Genomic DNA, 18,436 nt, shown 5'->3' with positions numbered 1-18,436 from the left:
ATTTTATACAATAACGTTTTGCTTATTATTTAAATAATATTCACTTCGGCTTCAATAGCAACTCCAAATTGTTCTAAAACCGTTTTTTGAATCAGTTTCGATAAATCGTAAATTTCTTTTCCTGTAGCGCCACCATAATTTACTAGAACTAAAGCCTGGTTTTTATGAATTCCTGCATCGCCAAAACGTTTTCCTTTAAAACCAGCCTGCTCAATAAGCCAACCCGCAGGAACTTTAACTTCATTATCTGAAACTTTATAGTGTGGCATTTCAGGAAATCGTTCCACAGCTTTGTCATATTGTGCTTTAGAAATAATTGGGTTTTTGAAGAAACTTCCGCTATTTCCAAGGTCTTTAGGGTTTGGTAATTTACTACTACGAATGGCGATTACCGCTTCGCTAATTGTTTTTATAGTAGGTTTTTCAACATTCATTTTTACTAATTCGGCATCAATAGCACCATAAGAAGTGTTGAGGTTGTGGTTCTTTTTTGTTAATTTATAAATTACCGATGTAATGATAAATTGTCCTTTTAATTCGTTTTTAAAAATACTTTCGCGGTAAGCAAATTCACATTCCGCATTGGTGAAAATTCGCATTTTTTGAGTTGCAATTTCCATAGCTTCGCAACTAAACATGGTGTCTTTAATTTCCACACCATAAGCACCAATATTTTGGATAGGAGTAGTGCCTACATTTCCAGGAATTAGCGATAAATTTTCGATACCACCAAAGTCTTTTGTAATACACCATTGTACAAATTCGTGCCAGTTTTCGCCAGCATTTCCTTTTACCCAAACAAAATCTGCATCTTCTTGAACAATTTCGATACCTTTTAAATTTACATGAACAACTAATTGATTAATGTTTTGAGTTAAAAGCATATTACTTCCGCCTCCTAAAACAAAAATATTTTGATTTTCCTTTAAAACTTTTGCTAATTCTTGCTCATTTGTAACTTCAATAAAAGATTGCGCCGAAGCTTCAATTCCAAAGGTATTGTAGCTTTTTAAAGAGAAATTATGTTGGTAGTTCATGTTTTTTATTTTTTTACTTCTCGACTCCGCTCGAAGTGACAAGTTGGAATTAAAATTATATTTTTTATTATTTAATCATTCAATCTCTAAATCTAACAATCTAAAGTCTAAATATTTTATAAGATTGATGTGTTTGTTTTACAATGGTTTCAGTACGTTCTTCATGTGTGTCTGAAATAAAAATTTGTCCAAAAACATCATTGTTTACCATAGTTACAATTTTTTCTACTCTTGAAGCATCTAATTTATCAAAAATGTCGTCAAAAAGTAGAATAGGAGCAGCGCCACTTTTCTGTTTTAAAAATTCAAATTGTGCCAACTTTAATGCTATTAAAAACGATTTTTGTTGACCTTGAGAACCAAATTTCTTAACTGGATAACCGCTTATTTCGAAGTTTAAATCGTCTTTGTGTATTCCTGAACTCGTGTACTGAAGTGCTCGATCTTTGTTTAGATTTTCCTTTAAAAGGTTGTCAAAAGATTTTTCTAATAACTGACTTTGATACACTAAATCGACTTCTTCGGCTTCGTTTGAAATTTCTGCGTAATATTTTTTAAAAATAGGAACAAATTGAGCTAAAAAACTTTTCCTTTTTTCGAAAATTTGATTTCCTAACGGAATAATTTGTTCGTCGTAAATCGCTAAATTATCTTGGTCGAAAACATGATTTACAGCAAAATATTTTAATAATGCATTGCGTTGAGCAATAAGCTTTTGATATTGTAATAGTTCGTTTAAAAATAAATTATCTGAAGTAGCAATAACGCCATCTATAAATTTTCTTCTCGTTTCACTTCCTTCTGAAATTAAATCACTATCGGCAGGAGAAATCATAACAAGAGGAATTAATCCGATGTGCTCTGATAATTTTTCATAGGGCTTGTTGTTGCGCTTAATAACTTTTTTTTGCCCTCTTTTTAAACTACACGTTATTTTTTCTTCTTTACTTTCTTTGTTAAATGCAGCGTCGATAACAAAAAAATCTTCATCGTGTTTAATGTTTTGAACGGCTTGCGGATTAAAATAACTTTTGGTGTAAGCTAATTGATAAATAGCATCTAAAATATTGGTTTTACCAATACCATTTTTACCTACAAAACAATTTATTTTACTGTCGAAAATAAAATCTTGTTGGCTTATATTTTTATAATTAATTAAATGGAGTTCTTTTAAAAACAAAATGATGCGATTTTAAATGCAAAAGTAACAGATTATATAATTATTTGATTTAAATTTAATTTGATTTTGAATTTTGAATTAATTTTTTGTGCGAGTTTCAATAAAAATTATATTTTTGCACCTCAATAAATTTCTAATAAATGGCAACATATAACAAAAGAGGGTATAAAGCACCAAAACCGAAAGATGAAAACGTTGAAAATGAGTTCAATGAATTTGAAGAAGTTGTAGAAACTGGTGAAAGTACTACTGCAGAGGTTTTTGATACATTAGATGAAACTGCTAACAAAACAGAGGAGTGGGTAGCTAAAAATCAAAAAGTTATTTTAGGAGTTGTTGGAGCAATCGCAATTTTAACATTGGGATACTTCTTTTTCAACAAGTTTGCTGTAGAACCTAAAGAAGATAAAGCTTTAAACGATATTTACCAAGCACAAACTTATTTTAATGATGCATTGGCTGCTACAGATACGGCTAAAGATTCATTATTTAATTTAGCACTTAAAGGTGGTGAAGGTAAATTAGGATTTGTTGGTGTAGCTGAACAATATTCTGGAACAAAATCTGGAAACTTAGCTAATTACTACGCTGGGATGTCTTATTTACAATTAAAAGACTTCAAAAATGCTGAAACATTTTTATTGAAATTTAAATCAGACGATGCAGTTTTAGGAGCAATGGCACAAGGAGCTTTAGGTGATGTGTATTCAGAATTAAATAAAGTAGAAGATGCAATTGAAGCTTATAAAAAAGCGGCTTCAATGAACGAGAATGATTATACATCTCCAAGATTCTTATTAAAAGCGGCTCAATTGGCATTCTTAAACAATAAAAAAGAAGAAGCTCATAAATTATACACTCAAATTAAAGAAAATTATGAAGGTATGAGAGAATCAATGAATGTTGATGCTTATATTGAAATGACAAAATAAGCTATAATGGCTACAGAAAATAAAAATTTATCACAATACGATAAAAACACAATCCCAAACGCGAAAGATTTTCGGTTTGGGATTGTTGTTTCAGAGTGGAATGAAACCATAACAGAAGGATTGTTTAATGGTGCTAAAGCAGCACTTTTAGATTGCGGTACTTTAGAGGAAAATATTGTGCGTTGGAATGTACCTGGAAGTTTTGAATTAACTTTTGGAGCTAACAGAATGATTCAAACTCAAAATGTAGATTGCGTTATTGTTATTGGGAGTGTTATTAAAGGAGAAACGATGCATTTCGAATTTGTATGTGAAGGCGTAACACAAGGAATTAAAGATTTGAATATTAAATACGATATTCCCACAATCTTTTGTGTGTTAACCGATAACAACATGCAACAATCTATCGATAGAAGTGGTGGTAAACACGGTAACAAAGGAACTGAAGCGGCTATCGCTGCAATTAAAATGGTAGCTTTAAATAAGTCGATTTAAAAAATATTCGTTTTCAAAACGCTAAATCCCGACTTGTTCGGGATTTTTTGTTAACAAATAATTGAGAGAATAACGCTCAAAAATCCGTATTTTTGAAAATCTTTACCAATATCATATTTTTACGTTTGGAATGAAATTAATAAAGTCGTCTAAAAATAGAACTTTTAACTATCAACCGAGGTTTTCTGGTGAAAATAAGAGTTTGAATACCAGCGATTCTGAATCGAAAAATGATTTTGTTTCAAAATGGAAAGAAGAGCATAAACAAAACAGAAAAGTGAAATCGGTTTTGCCCATGTGGTCGTTACTACTTTTATTGGTATTATTATTGCTTGGGATTTATGCATTAGACATGTATATTAATTAAAACTGAACAAAATGGGACTTTTGGCAAAAAGAAAAAATAAAAAGTTTAGTTACCAACCAAGGTATTACGAACAAGATGGAGAAGGTAGTCCGTTTGAAATTAAACAAAAATTCGACGATTATCGTGTTACTATTGGCTCTAATAAAGGTTTGAAAACTAAATTTATAAAAGCACTAAATGATTATAAATACAATAAAAACAAAGAAGCAAATAACCGAATTTTAATTATTATTGGAATCTTGTTATTGATTTTTTTATTTATAATTGATTTTGATTTATCGATCTTCAAAAGAAAATAAATGCCTAATGTAATTCAACTATTACCAGATCATGTAGCGAACCAAATAGCTGCTGGAGAAGTGGTGCAACGACCAGCTTCAGTAGTAAAAGAATTACTAGAAAATAGTATCGATGCAAAAGCAACAGATATTAAACTAGTAGTTAAAGATGCTGGTAAAACTCTAATCCAAGTTATAGACAACGGTGTTGGTATGAATGTTACCGATGCTCGTTTGTGCTTTGAGCGTCATGCAACTTCAAAAATTCGCCATGCCGAAGATTTGTTTGATTTGCATACCAAAGGATTTAGAGGAGAAGCTCTAGCATCAATTGCTGCAATTGCTCATGTTGAATTAAAAACAAAACAAGATCAAGAAGAATTAGGAATTCATTTAGTAATTGAAGGGAGCAAGTTTGTTTCTCAAGAAGTAGCAGTATTACCAAAAGGCACTTCTTTTTTAATTAAGAATTTATTTTTTAATATTCCGGCAAGACGCAATTTTTTAAAATCAGATGTGGTAGAAATGCGTCATATTATTGATGAGTTTCAACGAGTAGTTTTGGCACACCCTAATATTTATTTTACCTTGATTCATAATGGAAGTGAAGTATTTAATTTACCAGCTTCTAATTACCGACAAAGAATTGTAAACATTTTAGGAGGAAAATCAAATGAAAAGTTAGTTCCAGTAACTGAAGAAACGGAGATTGTAAAAATTAGCGGATTTATAGGCAAGCCCGAATTTGCAAAAAAGAGTAGAGGCGAACAGTTTTTCTTTGTAAACGATCGTTTCATAAAAAGCAGTTATTTGCATCATGCTTTAATGAGTGCCTATGAAGGTTTATTGAAAGAAGGAAATCAGCCTAGTTACTTTTTATATCTACAAGTACCACCACATACCATAGATATTAATATTCACCCTACTAAAACGGAAATTAAGTTTGACGATGAGCAATCGTTGTATGCTATTTTAAGAGCATCAGTAAAACATAGTTTAGGTCAGTTTAATGTAGCTCCAGTTTTAGATTTTGAACGCGATCCTAATCTAGATACTCCCTATGAGTATAAAGATAAAGATTCGTCGATGCCTATTATTCAAGTCGATGCTAATTTTAATCCATTTGCTGAGGAAGTTTCAACTAAAGCTACTACGACTACATCTAGCTCTAGTTCGTTTGGTTTTAAAAGTAATTTTCCTAAACGCGAATCGGCTTCGTGGGAAAGTTTGTATGTAGATTTAAAGTCGGATACAGAGGAAGTTGTTTCCATTTCATTTGAAAGCGAAGAAGTAACAGGTTCGTTGTTTGATGAAACTGAAGTAGAAAAGACTACTACAACTTATCAAATTCATAAAAAATATATAGTAAGTTCTATTAAATCGGGAATGTTGGTTGTAGATCAAAACAAAGCACATCAACGCGTTTTATATGAACAATTTTTAGCTAATATTACGGTACAAAGTGCATCTAGTCAAAAATTACTATTTCCATTAGAATTGTTTTATTCATTTGATGAAATTCAATTTATTGAAGAATTAAAACCTTCATTAGAAAATACAGGATTTATTTTTGACGAAATTGGTAGCGAAAGTATTTTAATTTCAGGTATTCCGGTTAACATTCAAGAAAGCGAAGTATCCATTGTTTTAGAAGAATTGTTATCTAATTTACAAAATGAAATTCCAGAAAATAGTTTTTCGTTAAATGATGGTATTGCTAAAACTATGGCAAAAAGCTTAGCAATTAAAACAGGAACTTTTTTAAATGTAAAAGAGCAAGAAAACTTAGTAAATTCTCTTTTTGCATGTAAAGATCCAAACGTGTCACCTTTTAATAAACCTACTTTCATTACCTTGAGTGTGGAAGATTTAGATAAAAAATTTGCATTATGATGAGAATGACAGATATGGTTAAGCATTTGCTTATAATTAATATTATATTCTTTATAGGAAGTTATGCGGTTCCTCAGGCAAAAGAACTTTTAACAATGTATTATTTCGAAAGTGATAAATTTCGCTTTGGCAACCTATTTCAAGTATGTTCATGCATGGCGGAGTAGGTCATATCTTTTTTAATATGTTTGCTTTAGTGACTTTTGGTAGTACACTTGAACAATTTTGGGGGAGTAAAAAGTTCTTGTTTTTTTACATTTCTTGTGGATTAGGAGCAGCTTTATTGCATAATTTGTTTACTTATTATGAATTACATACCATTTTAGCCGATTTAAGTTCAATGAATATTTCAAGTGCAGATTTGCATGAAATGTTGAATAAAAATATGTCGGATGGTAATTATTATAAAAGCGAACTTTTAATACCTCAAATTCAAGATTTATTAGAAAAATATCATTTTAATAACGAGCAATTTGAATCACTTTTTAATGCTGCTTGTATAAATCAATCGGGTTCTTTAGGAGCTTCTGGTGCAATATATGGTTTATTGGTAGCGTTTGCATTTATGTTTCCTAATGCCGAATTGATGTTGTTGTTTTTACCAGTTCCTGTAAAAGCTAAATATTTTGTACCCGCTTTATTGTTAATAGATTTATATTTAGGTTTAAACGGAAATCCGCTTTTTGGTGGAAGTACTGGTATTGCGCATTTTGCTCATTTAGGAGGTGCTTTGTTTGGTTTTATTATGATGTGGTATTGGAAGAAAAATCAATTTCATAATAACCGTTGGGATAGATAGTTAAATTAGAATTCAGAATTTAGAAATTTGAATTGTCCCGTGAGGGGACTTTAGGGGTGTAAAAAATAAAAAAAATGCCAATTTTAGACGATTTAAAATTTCAATACAAAACAGGAGGAATAGCACAAAAGTTGATATTCCTTAATGTGGCGTTGTATATTATTTCATTGCCTTTGTTTTATAGCTTTTCTTATAAAACTTTTGTGTACCCTAATTGGTTGGCATTGTCGTCATCGGTAACAGTTTTTGGTACAAATCCTTGGACAGTATTTACTTATATGTTCTTACATGCTGGATTTTTACATTTATTATTCAACATGATGGTGCTTCACTTTGCTGGAAGATTATTTGCTACTTTTTTTACCGACAGGCAAATGCTAGGTTTGTATATTCTTACTGGAATATTTTCGGGTTTAGTGTATGTAGGAATTTATTCTACGCTTGGAATTTCAACAAAATTAGTTGGAGCAAGTGGTGCTATAATGGGTGTTTTAATTGCCACAGCTGTTTATGCGCCTTACATGGAATTGCGATTGGCTTTAATTGGCAGGGTAAAATTATGGCAAGTTGCACTAGTTTTATTATTATTCGATTTGGTACAATTACCAATTGAAAATAGTGGTGGACATTTAGCGCATTTAGCAGGAGCTTTATTTGGCTTTATCTATATTAAAACTTTACAAAGAGGATTTGATTTATCAAAACCAATTTCTATATTGCAAGACTTTTTCGAAGATTTGCAAAAACCTAAGAAAAAGAAGCCCCCATTTAAAGCTGTTCATAAGAATAGCAACATCAATACTACTAATTCAAATTTTTCTAAGGACATCAATCAAAAGAAAATTGATGATATTTTGGATAAAATTAGTCAATCTGGTTACGATAGTTTAACGAAAGAAGAAAAAGAGTTTTTGTTTAAAGCTGGTAAATAAATGCGAGAAGAATCGTTTATAAGTAAAGTTGTTTTTTTCTTTAATAAGGTTTTGGCTTTATTAACTTTTCTTGCTTATATATTACCTTTTTTAGCACCTAAATTTTTTCCTTTTTTGAGTGTGCTAACACTTTTAATGCCTTTGTTTTTAATTTTAAATGCTGCTTTTTTTGCATTATGGGCATTACAATTGAAACGAAAAATGTTGTTATCTGGAATGGTTTTGTTCTTCGGAATTACCTTTATCAATAAATTTTATAAGTTCTCAGAGAATAATTTACCTTCAGAAACGAATGACATTACTTTAATGAGTTACAACGTAAGGTTGTTTAATTTGTACGAATGGTTGCCAGCTCAAGATGTTCCTGAGCAAATAACAGAAGTAATTCAAGATTACAATCCGGATATTTTATGTTTGCAAGAGTATTCGCCAAATGATCGTGTAAGACTTCGTAATTTTCCTTATAAGTTTGTTGAAGTTAAAGGAGGTAAAAATAAATATGGTCAGGCAATTTATTCAAAATTTGAAATTATTAACAAAGGAGAAATTGATTTTCCTGAATCATCAAATAATGTAATTTTTGCAGATATCGTTAACTTAAAAGATACAATTCGTGTTTATAGCATGCATTTACAATCGATAAAGATTAGTACTGATATTCATGAAAATATAGATGAAAATAAATCGAAATTTATCTTTAAACGAATAAGTGAGGCATTTAGCGAACAACAATTACAAGCCGAAATGATAAAAGAGCATTATCAAAATTGTTCGTATCCAAAAATTATTTGTGGCGATATGAATAATAGCGCTTTTTCGTACGTTTACAGAACTATCAAAGGCGAAATGAAAGATGCATTTGAAACAGCTGGTAAAGGCTTTGGGAAATCGTATAATTTTGATTTTTATCCAGCGCGCATCGATTACATTTTTACCGACAATCAGTTTAAAATTAAAAAGTTTAAAAATGATACTAAAGTAAAATTGAGTGATCATTTTCCTATCTTTACACGTGTGAGTTTAGAAAAATAATTTTTTTCAGTTAGTGTTGTAAATCATCTTGAGAAATTAAAATTACTTCTCGATACATTCCGATAAATCGAAACACTCGAAGTGACGTATAATTTATAGCTTCTGATTTTTCAAGTAATCAACAGCATATCTACCTTCGTTAAAAAGTAAATCAAGAATACTTAAATTAGGGATAAAACCATTTTTTTCTTCAAAAACCTGTGTGTATTCTTCATTTTGAAACAAATCTTTCTTACCGTTTGTTAAATATCGAAAATCTGTTTTGTCAATTATTTCATGAAAATATTCTTCGGTTTTTAAAAAAGGTAAATCAACTCCTAAACAATTATTTACAATTTCAAAAATTTCAAAATTTAAGTCCATCATAAAATCCTGTTTTTTTTCAAAAATAGGACGAATATCGTCTTCAAAATATTCGAAAAAAGGAGAAGTTCTATAGGCAGCTTCTAAAGATTTGAAATGATTTTTTTGCCAATTAAAATCATTTTCAATTTTTATATCTTTAAATTTTTGATGTTTATCTTTAGTGTGTTTTATAGGAATGTTTAACATTTGTAATCCATTTGGACTATGAATGTACATTCTGTTTCTATTCGTTTGCTTTTGGAAATTATCCTCTACTTCAAAAGTAATTTCTTGAGCTTGAATCATAGCCACATAATGGCTAATTGATGGGAAATATGTTGGATGAAGGATTATGTTCATGTTAAAGTTATGAGTTTTAAGTTATGAGTTATAAATTTAATATTCAAAAATAAAATTCATAACTCATAATTTATAATTCAATTTATTACGCATTTTCTTTCTTCTTTTTCTTCCAAAAATATTCACCAACGAAATAAAGTGCTAATAATACTAAGAAGTATTTAAAATATGATTTAGGCTGACCTTCACCTGAAACTGTTGTGAATAATCGGTCCCATCTAATTTTCCAGTTACTTAATCCGTTGTTTATACCGTCAATACTCATCCAAATGAATATTGGTTTTCCTACAATATGATCTTCAGGCACATAACCCCAATAACGAGAATCCTCAGAATTGTGACGATTATCACCCATCATCCAATAATAGTTTTGTTTAAAAGTATAGCTTGTAACTACTTTACCATTTATTCTAATTTCATTACCGTTTACTTCTAGTTTGTTGTGTTCGTAGTCTGTAATTATATTTTTATAAAAAGGTAAAGTTTCAGCATTTAATTCAACTGTTTTTCCTTCTTGTGGAATGTAAATTGGACCTAAATTGTCTACGTTCCAATTTTTTGTATGAGGAAAAATTCCTTTTTCAACATCGTGAGACACAATACGGATAACATTTGTAATTCCTGGAACATTTTTCAATCGTGCAACACTTTCATCTGGAAGCGCTCTAAATAAAATGGTATCTTGAGAAACTTGATAAGCAGGATCAGTAATATTCAACTCTTTTAAAAGATATTCAAAGTTAATTGGAGTTTTACCATCAATAGCAATTTTATAAGAAAACTGTGGTTTTGCTCTTTCTGGTAATTGTAATACTTGACCGTTTACATACAAAATTCCTTCTTTAATTTGAATTTCATCTCCAGCAACACCTACACATCTTTTAACATAATTTGATTTTTTGTCAATAGGTTTGTCAGCTCTTCTTCCAGAGCGGTCAAAAAATTTGTAAACAGTGTCTACTGGCCAGTTAAAAACAACAATATCATTGCGTTCTATTTGTTGAAACCCAGGAAATCTAAAATAAGGCAATTGTGGCCATTTTGTATACGATTTTGTATGAACAATTGGTAACGTATCATGAACCATTGGTGCTGCAACTGCAGTCATTGGTGTTCTAGCACCGTAATGAAATTTACTTACAAATAAGAAGTCTCCAACAAGTAAAGATTTTTCTAATGAAGATGTTGGAATTGTAAATGGCTGAATAAAATAGGTGTGAACAAAAGTTGCTACAATAATTGCAAACGCAATTGAGCCTACAGTATCCATAGCTTTTGTTGGTGCTTTTAAATCGCGATCAGCAAAATAAGTTACTTCTTGTGTGTAATTTACATAAGCGATATAAAATCCAAAAGTTACGATTCCAAGAATCATATCTAAAGTAGATTTTTTACCAAAAGTTCTCAGTGTTTCAATCCAAACAATTGGAAACATAAACAAGTTTATAATAGGAACGAAAAGTAAAAATGTCCACCAAGAAGGGCGATTAATAATTTTCATTAAAACTATTGCATTGTAAATAGGAACGAATGCTTCCCAAGCTTTTCTACCAGCTTTTATATATAGTTTCCAAGTTCCTAATCCGTGAATAACTTGAACTAGTAGTATAAATAAAATCCAACTTGATGTTTCCATAATTTTTTATTTTAAGAACAAAGAATATAGAGAATAGAAAATAGACTTAATTAAGTCCGTTTTGAAAACTCATTGTCATTCTTTGAAATTCTTCAATTTTAATTTCTAATGTATTAAATTTTTCTTCCGTAATATACTTTCTGTATTTTGCTATATGTAGTTGTGTAATCAATTCAAATGATGAGCCAAGTGAAATATCTAAAAAATGGCTGAATGATTTATCTGTTCTTGAAGAACCTTCAGCAATTTTACTTGGAATTGAAATTGAACATCTACTTATTTGAGAACTTAAATCATATCTTTCATGAATGGGGAAATTAATTAAAACATCTGAAACATCATTGGCGATTTCTAAGCCAAATTGCCAGATTTTCAAATTTTTATAATTATGTCTTTTGCCATTCATCAATTGTCTTTTTTCTATATTCTATTCTCTATTTTCTGAAAAAAGTACGTCTTTCATTGTAAAAACGCCTTTTTTTCCTATAATCCATTCGGCAGCAACTACTGCTCCTAAAGCAAAACCCTCGCGTGAATGTGCAGTGTGTTTAATTTCAATTTGATCTACGTTGCTATCATAAAAAATGCTGTGCGTTCCAGGAATATTTTCTATTCTTTTAGCTTCAATATGAATTTCGTGACCTTTAGCATCATCTAAGGTCCAATTTTCATACGAAGTGTTTTTAATTATTCCGTTTGCTAATGAAATTGCTGTTCCGCTTGGTGCATCTAGTTTTTGAGTGTGATGAATTTCTTCCATTGAAACGTTGTATTGCTTCAAGTTTGCCATCATTTTTGCTAAATATTCATTCAATTCAAAAAAGATATTCACACCTAAACTAAAATTAGAACCGTAAATAAAGCTTTCATTCTTTTCATTGCATAAAGCAACCATTTCATCATAGTGTTCTAACCAGCCTGTTGTTCCGCAAATTACAGGAACACCGCTATTAAAACAAGTTGAAATATTTAAAACAGCACTAGATGGAACACTAAAATCGATAGCAACATCAGCATTTTCTAAACCATCAAATGAATCTTGACTTCCTTTTCTTAGAACAATTTCATGACCTCTTTCTAAAGCTATTCTTTCGATAACTTTTCCCATTTTCCCGTATCCTAATAATGCTATTTTCATTCTTGTTAGATGATGATTTCTTTTATTTGTTAGCTAATGAAATGTTAAAAATTGTAAGTTAGTTTTAGCCCAGTGTTGAATTTATAATCAATCTCATTTTGATTGATGTTTGGTGCAACAGAAAGATTTTCGTTTACATTGAACTGCATTAAATGTGCGTCAACATTGGCATCTACAATATTTAAAATGTAAATACCTGCTGTAATTAAAGCAGATAAATCTCTATTTCTTTGGTGAAACTTTTGGGCGTTAAGTAGTCTGTCGTTATCTAAACCACTATATATTGGATGATTAGGATCATCAGTTCCTGCTAATCTTCTTTTATATTCATCACGGTATTCGTGATATTTTTTGTTATTCCAAGTATAATAATAAATACCAGCTCCCATACCAATGTAAACCAGCGGAATTTTCCAATATTTTTTATTGTACGCTTGTCCTAAACCAGGAATAACAGCTGAGTAAAACGCTGCTTTAGCTGGTGCTAACGGATTAATGGTTGTTTTAATTGTATCTTTTACTTCAATTTTTAACTCTTCTTGAGCTAATGAAGAAAAACTCCAAAATAAAAACAGTACAAGTATTTTACAACTGATTCTCACTAATTGTTGATTAATTTCAAAATTCGGTTAAAGTCTTCTTCAGAATGAAATGGAATTGTGATTTTTCCTTTACCGTTTGAAGCAATTTTTACATCTACTTTAGCACCAAAAAAGTTATTAAATGTTTTCTTGTTTTCTTCATCTAATTCGAAAGATTTAGAACTAGTTTGAGCTGATTTTGGTTTTAAACTATCGTGATATTTTTTTACTAAAGCTTCAGTTTCTCTTACCGATAAGTTTTGTGTAACTACTTTATGGTAAATATCACTTTGCGCATCGGCATCATCAATATTAATTAAAGCTCGACCATGCCCCATAGAGATAAAACCATCTCTCATTCCTGTTTGGATAATTGGGTCTAATTTTAAAAGACGTAAATAATTGGTTATTGTTGAACGTTTTTTTCCAACTCTTTCACTTAATTCTTCTTGTGTTAAGCTAATTTCATCGATTAATCTTTGATAAGAAATTGCCACCTCAATAGGGTCTAAATCGTGGCGTTGAATGTTCTCAACTAATGCCATTACTAACGATTCATTATCGTTAGCCAAACGAATGTATGCAGGAATAGTTTCTAAGCCAGCTAATTTTGAAGCACGTAAACGACGTTCTCCAGAAATTAATTGGTATTTGTTAAAATCAAGTTTTCTAACAGTAATAGGTTGAATAACACCTAATTCTTTAATAGATTTTGCTAACTCATTAAGCGTTTCTTCGTTAAAATTAGATCTCGGTTGAAATGGATTTACCTCAATTGCATTTAATTCAAGCTCAATAATATTACCAACAACTTGTTCAGCTCCTTTGTCTTCCACCGATTTAATATCGTTTGATGGATCTTTCAAAAGTGCCGATAAACCTCTACCTAATGCTTGTTTTTTAACTGCTTTCGCCATTCGTATTATTTATTTTTCTTAATAATTTCTTCTGCTAAATTTAAGTAATTACTTGCACCTTTACTAGTTGCATCATAATTAATGATACTTTCTCCAAAACTTGGTGCTTCACTTAATTTAATATTTCTTTGAATTACCGTTTCAAATACCATGTTGTTAAAGTGTTTTTGAACTTCTTCAACTACTTGGTTTGATAAACGTAAACGAGAATCGTACATCGTTAATAATAAACCTTCAATATCTAATTCAGGATTGTGAATTTTTTGTACACTTTTAATGGTGTTTAATAATTTTCCTAATCCTTCTAACGCAAAATATTCACATTGAATTGGGATAATAACACTATCAGCAGCTGTTAAGGCATTTAATGTTAATAATCCTAATGATGGAGCGCAATCGATAATGATGTAATCGTATTTATCTTTAACCGATTCTAATGCTTGTTTAAGCATGTATTCACGATTTTCTTTATCGACTAATTCAATTTCGATAGCGACTAAATCGATATGTGCAGGAATAATCTTTACATTAGGAGCAGAACAACCAATTGTTGCTTCATCGGGTGTGTTGCTATGTTCTAGAACTTGGTATGTTCCAATATCAATAGTTTCAACATCAATACCTAAACCAGAGCTTGCATTAGCCTGTGGATCAGCATCAATTAGTAAGACTTTTTTCTCTAAAACGCCTAAAGACGCTGCAAGATTAACTGAAGTTGTAGTTTTTCCTACACCACCTTTTTGATTAGCAATTGCGATTATTTTACCCATTTTGCGATTTGAATTTTGGATGGTAAAAATACAATTATTTATGGTTTATTCAAGTTAAATTTGTTAACAATAGACAATATAGTAAAATATATTTTGGCATAAAAAGTTAGTGTAAAAATTACCAATTATTTAAGAATCTTATTTTTGCAAAAAATTTATTAATGAAAATAAACATCATAACTCCAATGGAAATTGAAAAAGAGAAAGTTTTAAGTGCCATTGGGAGAATTTTAAACAAAAAACACGATTATCAAATAGTAATTTCTAAAATAGGAAGAGAAGCTACAGCAAAAACAATGATGCATTTACCAAAAGGGGATTGTACGGTTTTATTAGGATTTGCGACTATTGTTGGAAAAGAATCTGAAATGCCAAGCGAATTAAGTTTTGGTAAACCAATTGAAATTACAACTGCTTCTTTATATGGTTATGAAGGCGGATTATTTGAAAATGGAAAACCTATTAAAGTTCAACCAAAATTGAACTTACCTTGTTTATCGTCATTGACTTCAGATAAATTTGTACGAACTACAAATTTAGCGCAAAAAACAGTAGTCAATATGGAAGATTACACCTTTATGTATTTAAAACAGCCACAAGATTTTATTGTACGTGTTATTTCCGATTACCTACCGTATGAAACTGAAATTGACTTTTTCGAACACGTAAAAGAAATTGATTTTCTATCGGCAATTGAAGCAATTGAAAATAATTTAAGTTAGTTGTCACTTCGAGCATTTGATATTAAGAGGAGCAAACTTAGTTTGCGGTAAAAATTAAATCCCACACAACTTTTCAGCAGCAGCAATCAATGTTTCATCTGTTTTAGCGAAACAAAATCGCAACATGTGTTTGTCGGTAGCATCTTCATAAAAAACAGAGATTGGAATAGCTGCTACACCGTGTTCGGTTATTAGTTTTTTTGCAAAATCGACATCATTTTCTTTTGAAATCGCATTGTAATTTACTACCTGAAAATACGTTCCATCACAAGGCATTAGTTCAAACCGACTGTCTTTTAGTAGGTTTTGAAATAAATCTCTTTTTTGTTGGTACATTTTCGATACTTCACTAAAATCTACAACTTCTAAATATTCTGCAATTGCATATTGGGAAAAACTATTCACACTGAATACTAAAAATTGGTGTACTTTTTTCATTTCATACATTAAATTTTCAGGTGCAATTAAATAGCCGACTTTCCAACCTGTAACATGCAACGATTTTCCAAAAGAAGAAGCAATAATCGTTCTATGTTTTAATATTTCACGAGTATTAAATGAAATATGTGGTTGTGTAAACGTAATGTATTCGTACACTTCATCGCCTAGAACTAAAATTTGAGGATGTTTTTCAAGGATGGTTTCTAAAGCTTCAAAATCTTGTTCTGTCCAAATTCTACCAGCCGGATTATGCGGATTATTTACGACAATCATTTTGGTTTTTGATGTAATAGTACTTTCAATTCGGTTGAAATTTGGGGTGTAATCATCGTTTAATGAAACACGAACAGGTTTTCCGCCAGCAACTAAAACAGAAGGTTCATAACTATCATAACTTGGATCCAAAATAACAACTTCATCTCCCTGATTTACAAAGGTATTGATTGCTGTAAAGATGCCTTGAGTCGCGCCAGCAGTTATTAATATTTCAGAGGTAATATCAACTTTTCTATTGTATTGTTTTTGAGTTTGTAAAGCAATTTTTTCCAATAACAAAGGCAAACCCGCCATAGGTGTATATTGATGAATATTTTCTCGAAGAATACGTTCTGAAATTTGCAACAAACGTTCATCTTCTGGAAAATTTGGAAATCCTTGTGATAAATTAATCGAACCGTGTTGGTTCGCTAATTGCGACATCACAGAAAATATGCTCGTAGTAATATTGGGTAGTTTCGACATGGTAACAATATTATAGTTTTTTTATGACATAAGTTACAATTCCCCAAATAATAAGTTCGTTTTCTTCTGTAATTTTAATAGGATTATAAGCGTCATTTTCAGGTTGAAGATAAGTGCCTGTCTTGTCAATTTTAATGCGTTTTACAGTAAATTCTCCGTCAATATAACAAACCGCAATTTTAAAATTTGAAGGTTCAAGACTTCTGTCAATTACTAAAATATCGCCATCATCTATTCCGGCATTCACCATCGAATTTCCAGAGGCTTTTGCATAAAAAGTAGTCGCCTGATTTTTTACTACAATTTGATCGATACTAATTTTACTTTCATCAAAATCACCAGCAGGCGAAGGAAATCCCGCTTTAATTCCGCTTGGAATAAAAGGTGCTGATAATGAATTTTCAATATCGGGTTGATAAAATTGTAAGTTTTTTGGTTTTAACATTTTACTTCTAATATATCGTCGAGATTAGTGGTGTATTTTTTAGATAAGAAATTTTGTTTCATTTTCCATGTTCGATCTAAATCTTGGTTGCCCAATCGTATTTTGCGTTCGCCCGTTTTTTTACGAATCATATCCATCACTTTCATCAAGCGTTCGTGTTTCGGATTTTCTTCTTCAAACAAGTGAAATTGTTTTTGATTTTCAGGAATAATTTCACACAAAACAACACCTGCTTTATTGTATGCTTCGCTTTCTTTGAAGAGTTCTTTTAACATTTCAATGGCAGTTGTACTCAAAGTCAAAGCCGATTGCGTAGCAAAGGGAAGATGTTTGAAACTCGAAAAATAATAGCGAGAATCGGTTGTTTTAAATTTATCTTTTTTAATAAAAATCATAATGCCGTAACAGCACGATTTCTGTTTGCGTAATTTTTCTGAAGCTACTGTTGCAAACGTAGAAATACGCTCGGTAAGTTCGTCAATGGAACGCAACGGTTTTTCAAAACTACGTGTAATGGCAATATTTTTTTTGGTTTCGAGTGCGTCTTCCAATTCTAAAACAGGAATACCTTGTAGTTCCATTTGTAAACGCAGTCCTACAACACCCATGATTTCTTTAATATAAGCCGTATTCTCGGCTAAAGTAAAATCGTAAGCCGTGAGAATATTTTTAGCTTTCATTTTCTTTGTAAGTCGGAAACCAATTCCCCAAACGTCTTCAATTTTGAGCCATTTCAGTGCTTTAATACGTTTTTCTTCTGTATCGATAACATAAATACCTTGTGTTCTTTTTTGAAACTTTTTAGCAATTCGATTAGCTACTTTCGATAAAGCTTTTGTTGGTCCAAATCCCACACAAACAGGAATGCTTAAGCCTTTTTGTAGCATTTTTTTAATGGTGAATCCGCATTGTTCAAAATCGGTTATGTTGGTTTTCGTAAAGTTTAAAAAAGCCTCGTCGATACTATAGTTTTCAATATCGGGAGTAAATTGTTTTAACAATTCCATGACCCGATTACTTAAATCGCCATATAAAGCATAATTAGACGAAAAGACTTTAACTTGATGTGCAGTTAATAAATCTTTGTATTTAAATTCGGGAGCTCCCATGGGAATTCCTAAAGCTTTTGCTTCTTCACTTCTCGAAATAATACAACCATCGTTGTTAGATAACACAACAACGGGTTTGTTGTTCCATTGTGGCTGAAATACACGCTCACAGGATACAAAAAAGTTATTACAATCGACTAAAGCATACATCTTACAAAGATACAAATAGGTGTAAAAAATATTTTGATTGTTGATAACTTTGAAAGTTGAGAAAAATAAAAACACCAACATTTCTGTTGGTGTTTTTTGTTTTTATGAGACATCTCGACTCCGCTCGAAGTGACAA

Annotated in this window: 21 protein-coding genes; 9 read left to right on the top strand and 12 right to left on the bottom strand. The window is 30.8% G+C overall.

What is annotated here, in order from left to right:
- Window positions 1-29: 29 nt before the first annotated feature.
- Together murB and recF are read right to left on the bottom strand one after the other, a co-directional pair.
- Window positions 30-1,046: a UDP-N-acetylmuramate dehydrogenase gene (gene murB / locus GCU34_RS07270; RefSeq protein ID WP_262489123.1), complete on the bottom strand. Its 1,017-nt coding sequence runs from the start codon at window positions 1,044-1,046 to the stop codon at window positions 30-32.
- 91 nt (window positions 1,047-1,137) lie between these two features.
- On the bottom strand, window positions 1,138-2,217 hold the full coding sequence (gene recF, locus GCU34_RS07265; protein ID WP_072784231.1) for a DNA replication/repair protein RecF: 1,080 nt from the start codon (window positions 2,215-2,217) through the stop codon (window positions 1,138-1,140).
- A gap of 140 nt (window positions 2,218-2,357) precedes the next feature.
- On the opposite strand from recF, the gene GCU34_RS07260 reads away from it, so the two are divergent.
- The 8 genes from GCU34_RS07260 to GCU34_RS07225 all read left to right on the top strand — a co-directional run bounded on the left by GCU34_RS07260 (window position 2,358) and on the right by GCU34_RS07225 (window position 8,945).
- On the top strand, window positions 2,358-3,149 hold the full coding sequence (locus tag GCU34_RS07260; protein ID WP_072784229.1) for a tetratricopeptide repeat protein: 792 nt from the start codon (window positions 2,358-2,360) through the stop codon (window positions 3,147-3,149).
- Window positions 3,150-3,155: 6 nt separating this feature from the next.
- Complete coding sequence (gene ribH, locus GCU34_RS07255; RefSeq protein ID WP_072784227.1) at window positions 3,156-3,644, top strand: 6,7-dimethyl-8-ribityllumazine synthase; 489 nt, start codon at window positions 3,156-3,158, stop codon at window positions 3,642-3,644.
- Between the two features lie 130 nt (window positions 3,645-3,774).
- Window positions 3,775-4,011 carry a hypothetical protein gene (locus GCU34_RS07250; protein ID WP_072784225.1) on the top strand — a complete coding sequence of 79 codons (237 nt, stop codon included), beginning with the start codon at window positions 3,775-3,777 and terminating at the stop codon, window positions 4,009-4,011.
- 11 nt (window positions 4,012-4,022) lie between these two features.
- Entirely contained in the window at window positions 4,023-4,310 is a 288-nt protein-coding gene (locus GCU34_RS07245) for a riboflavin synthase subunit beta (protein ID WP_072784224.1), read from the top strand.
- A complete protein-coding gene (mutL, locus tag GCU34_RS07240; RefSeq protein ID WP_072784222.1) occupies window positions 4,311-6,182 on the top strand; it encodes a DNA mismatch repair endonuclease MutL in 1,872 nt (623 codons plus the stop codon).
- 151 nt (window positions 6,183-6,333) lie between these two features.
- The gene (locus GCU34_RS07235; RefSeq protein ID WP_394367523.1) at window positions 6,334-6,981 is read left to right on the top strand and encodes a rhomboid family intramembrane serine protease; all 648 of its coding nucleotides are present in this window, start codon (window positions 6,334-6,336) and stop codon (window positions 6,979-6,981) included.
- Window positions 6,982-7,055: 74 nt separating this feature from the next.
- Window positions 7,056-7,913, top strand: coding sequence for a rhomboid family intramembrane serine protease (locus GCU34_RS07230; protein WP_072784221.1), 858 nt, complete (start codon window positions 7,056-7,058; stop codon window positions 7,911-7,913).
- Window positions 7,914-8,945, top strand: coding sequence for an endonuclease/exonuclease/phosphatase family protein (locus GCU34_RS07225; protein WP_072784219.1), 1,032 nt, complete (start codon window positions 7,914-7,916; stop codon window positions 8,943-8,945).
- A gap of 93 nt (window positions 8,946-9,038) precedes the next feature.
- On the opposite strand, the gene GCU34_RS07220 is transcribed toward GCU34_RS07225, so the two are convergent.
- The 7 genes from GCU34_RS07220 to GCU34_RS07190 all read right to left on the bottom strand — a co-directional run bounded on the left by GCU34_RS07220 (window position 9,039) and on the right by GCU34_RS07190 (window position 14,692).
- On the bottom strand, window positions 9,039-9,650 hold the full coding sequence (locus tag GCU34_RS07220) for a WbqC family protein (protein ID WP_072784218.1): 612 nt from the start codon (window positions 9,648-9,650) through the stop codon (window positions 9,039-9,041).
- Between the two features lie 85 nt (window positions 9,651-9,735).
- Entirely contained in the window at window positions 9,736-11,286 is a 1,551-nt protein-coding gene (gene lepB, locus GCU34_RS07215; protein ID WP_072784216.1) for a signal peptidase I, read from the bottom strand.
- A 46-nt stretch (window positions 11,287-11,332) separates the two neighbouring features.
- On the bottom strand, window positions 11,333-11,692 hold the full coding sequence (locus GCU34_RS07210) for a four helix bundle protein (RefSeq protein ID WP_072784654.1): 360 nt from the start codon (window positions 11,690-11,692) through the stop codon (window positions 11,333-11,335).
- 21 nt (window positions 11,693-11,713) lie between these two features.
- Window positions 11,714-12,424 carry a 4-hydroxy-tetrahydrodipicolinate reductase gene (gene dapB / locus GCU34_RS07205; RefSeq protein WP_072784215.1) on the bottom strand — a complete coding sequence of 237 codons (711 nt, stop codon included), beginning with the start codon at window positions 12,422-12,424 and terminating at the stop codon, window positions 11,714-11,716.
- 44 nt (window positions 12,425-12,468) lie between these two features.
- Window positions 12,469-13,020, bottom strand: coding sequence for a DUF5683 domain-containing protein (locus GCU34_RS07200; protein ID WP_227658780.1), 552 nt, complete (start codon window positions 13,018-13,020; stop codon window positions 12,469-12,471).
- Window positions 13,021-13,025: 5 nt separating this feature from the next.
- Window positions 13,026-13,922 carry a ParB/RepB/Spo0J family partition protein gene (locus GCU34_RS07195; protein WP_072784211.1) on the bottom strand — a complete coding sequence of 299 codons (897 nt, stop codon included), beginning with the start codon at window positions 13,920-13,922 and terminating at the stop codon, window positions 13,026-13,028.
- Window positions 13,923-13,927: 5 nt separating this feature from the next.
- Entirely contained in the window at window positions 13,928-14,692 is a 765-nt protein-coding gene (locus GCU34_RS07190; protein ID WP_072784209.1) for a ParA family protein, read from the bottom strand.
- Between the two features lie 161 nt (window positions 14,693-14,853).
- On the opposite strand from GCU34_RS07190, the gene GCU34_RS07185 reads away from it, so the two are divergent.
- Window positions 14,854-15,414: a hypothetical protein gene (locus tag GCU34_RS07185; RefSeq protein ID WP_227658653.1), complete on the top strand. Its 561-nt coding sequence runs from the start codon at window positions 14,854-14,856 to the stop codon at window positions 15,412-15,414.
- Between the two features lie 54 nt (window positions 15,415-15,468).
- Here the strand turns inward: GCU34_RS07185 and GCU34_RS07180 are convergent, their stop codons facing one another.
- Genes GCU34_RS07180 through GCU34_RS07170 form a run of 3 tightly spaced genes read right to left on the bottom strand, consistent with a single transcriptional unit; the run spans window position 15,469 to window position 18,381 of the window.
- The gene (locus GCU34_RS07180; protein WP_072784207.1) at window positions 15,469-16,596 is read right to left on the bottom strand and encodes a methionine aminotransferase; all 1,128 of its coding nucleotides are present in this window, start codon (window positions 16,594-16,596) and stop codon (window positions 15,469-15,471) included.
- A 10-nt stretch (window positions 16,597-16,606) separates the two neighbouring features.
- The gene (locus GCU34_RS07175) at window positions 16,607-17,041 is read right to left on the bottom strand and encodes a LexA family protein (RefSeq protein ID WP_072784206.1); all 435 of its coding nucleotides are present in this window, start codon (window positions 17,039-17,041) and stop codon (window positions 16,607-16,609) included.
- Window positions 17,035-18,381, bottom strand: coding sequence for a Y-family DNA polymerase (locus tag GCU34_RS07170; RefSeq protein ID WP_317040824.1), 1,347 nt, complete (start codon window positions 18,379-18,381; stop codon window positions 17,035-17,037). Before GCU34_RS07170 ends, GCU34_RS07175 begins: the two co-directional genes overlap by 7 nt.
- Window positions 18,382-18,436 lie beyond the last annotated feature (55 nt).

It is taken from the genome of Flavobacterium haoranii (assembly GCF_009363055.1).
In the GTDB taxonomy this organism is placed as follows: domain Bacteria; phylum Bacteroidota; class Bacteroidia; order Flavobacteriales; family Flavobacteriaceae; genus Flavobacterium; species Flavobacterium haoranii.
This window is presented reverse-complemented; position numbering and strand designations above follow the sequence as displayed.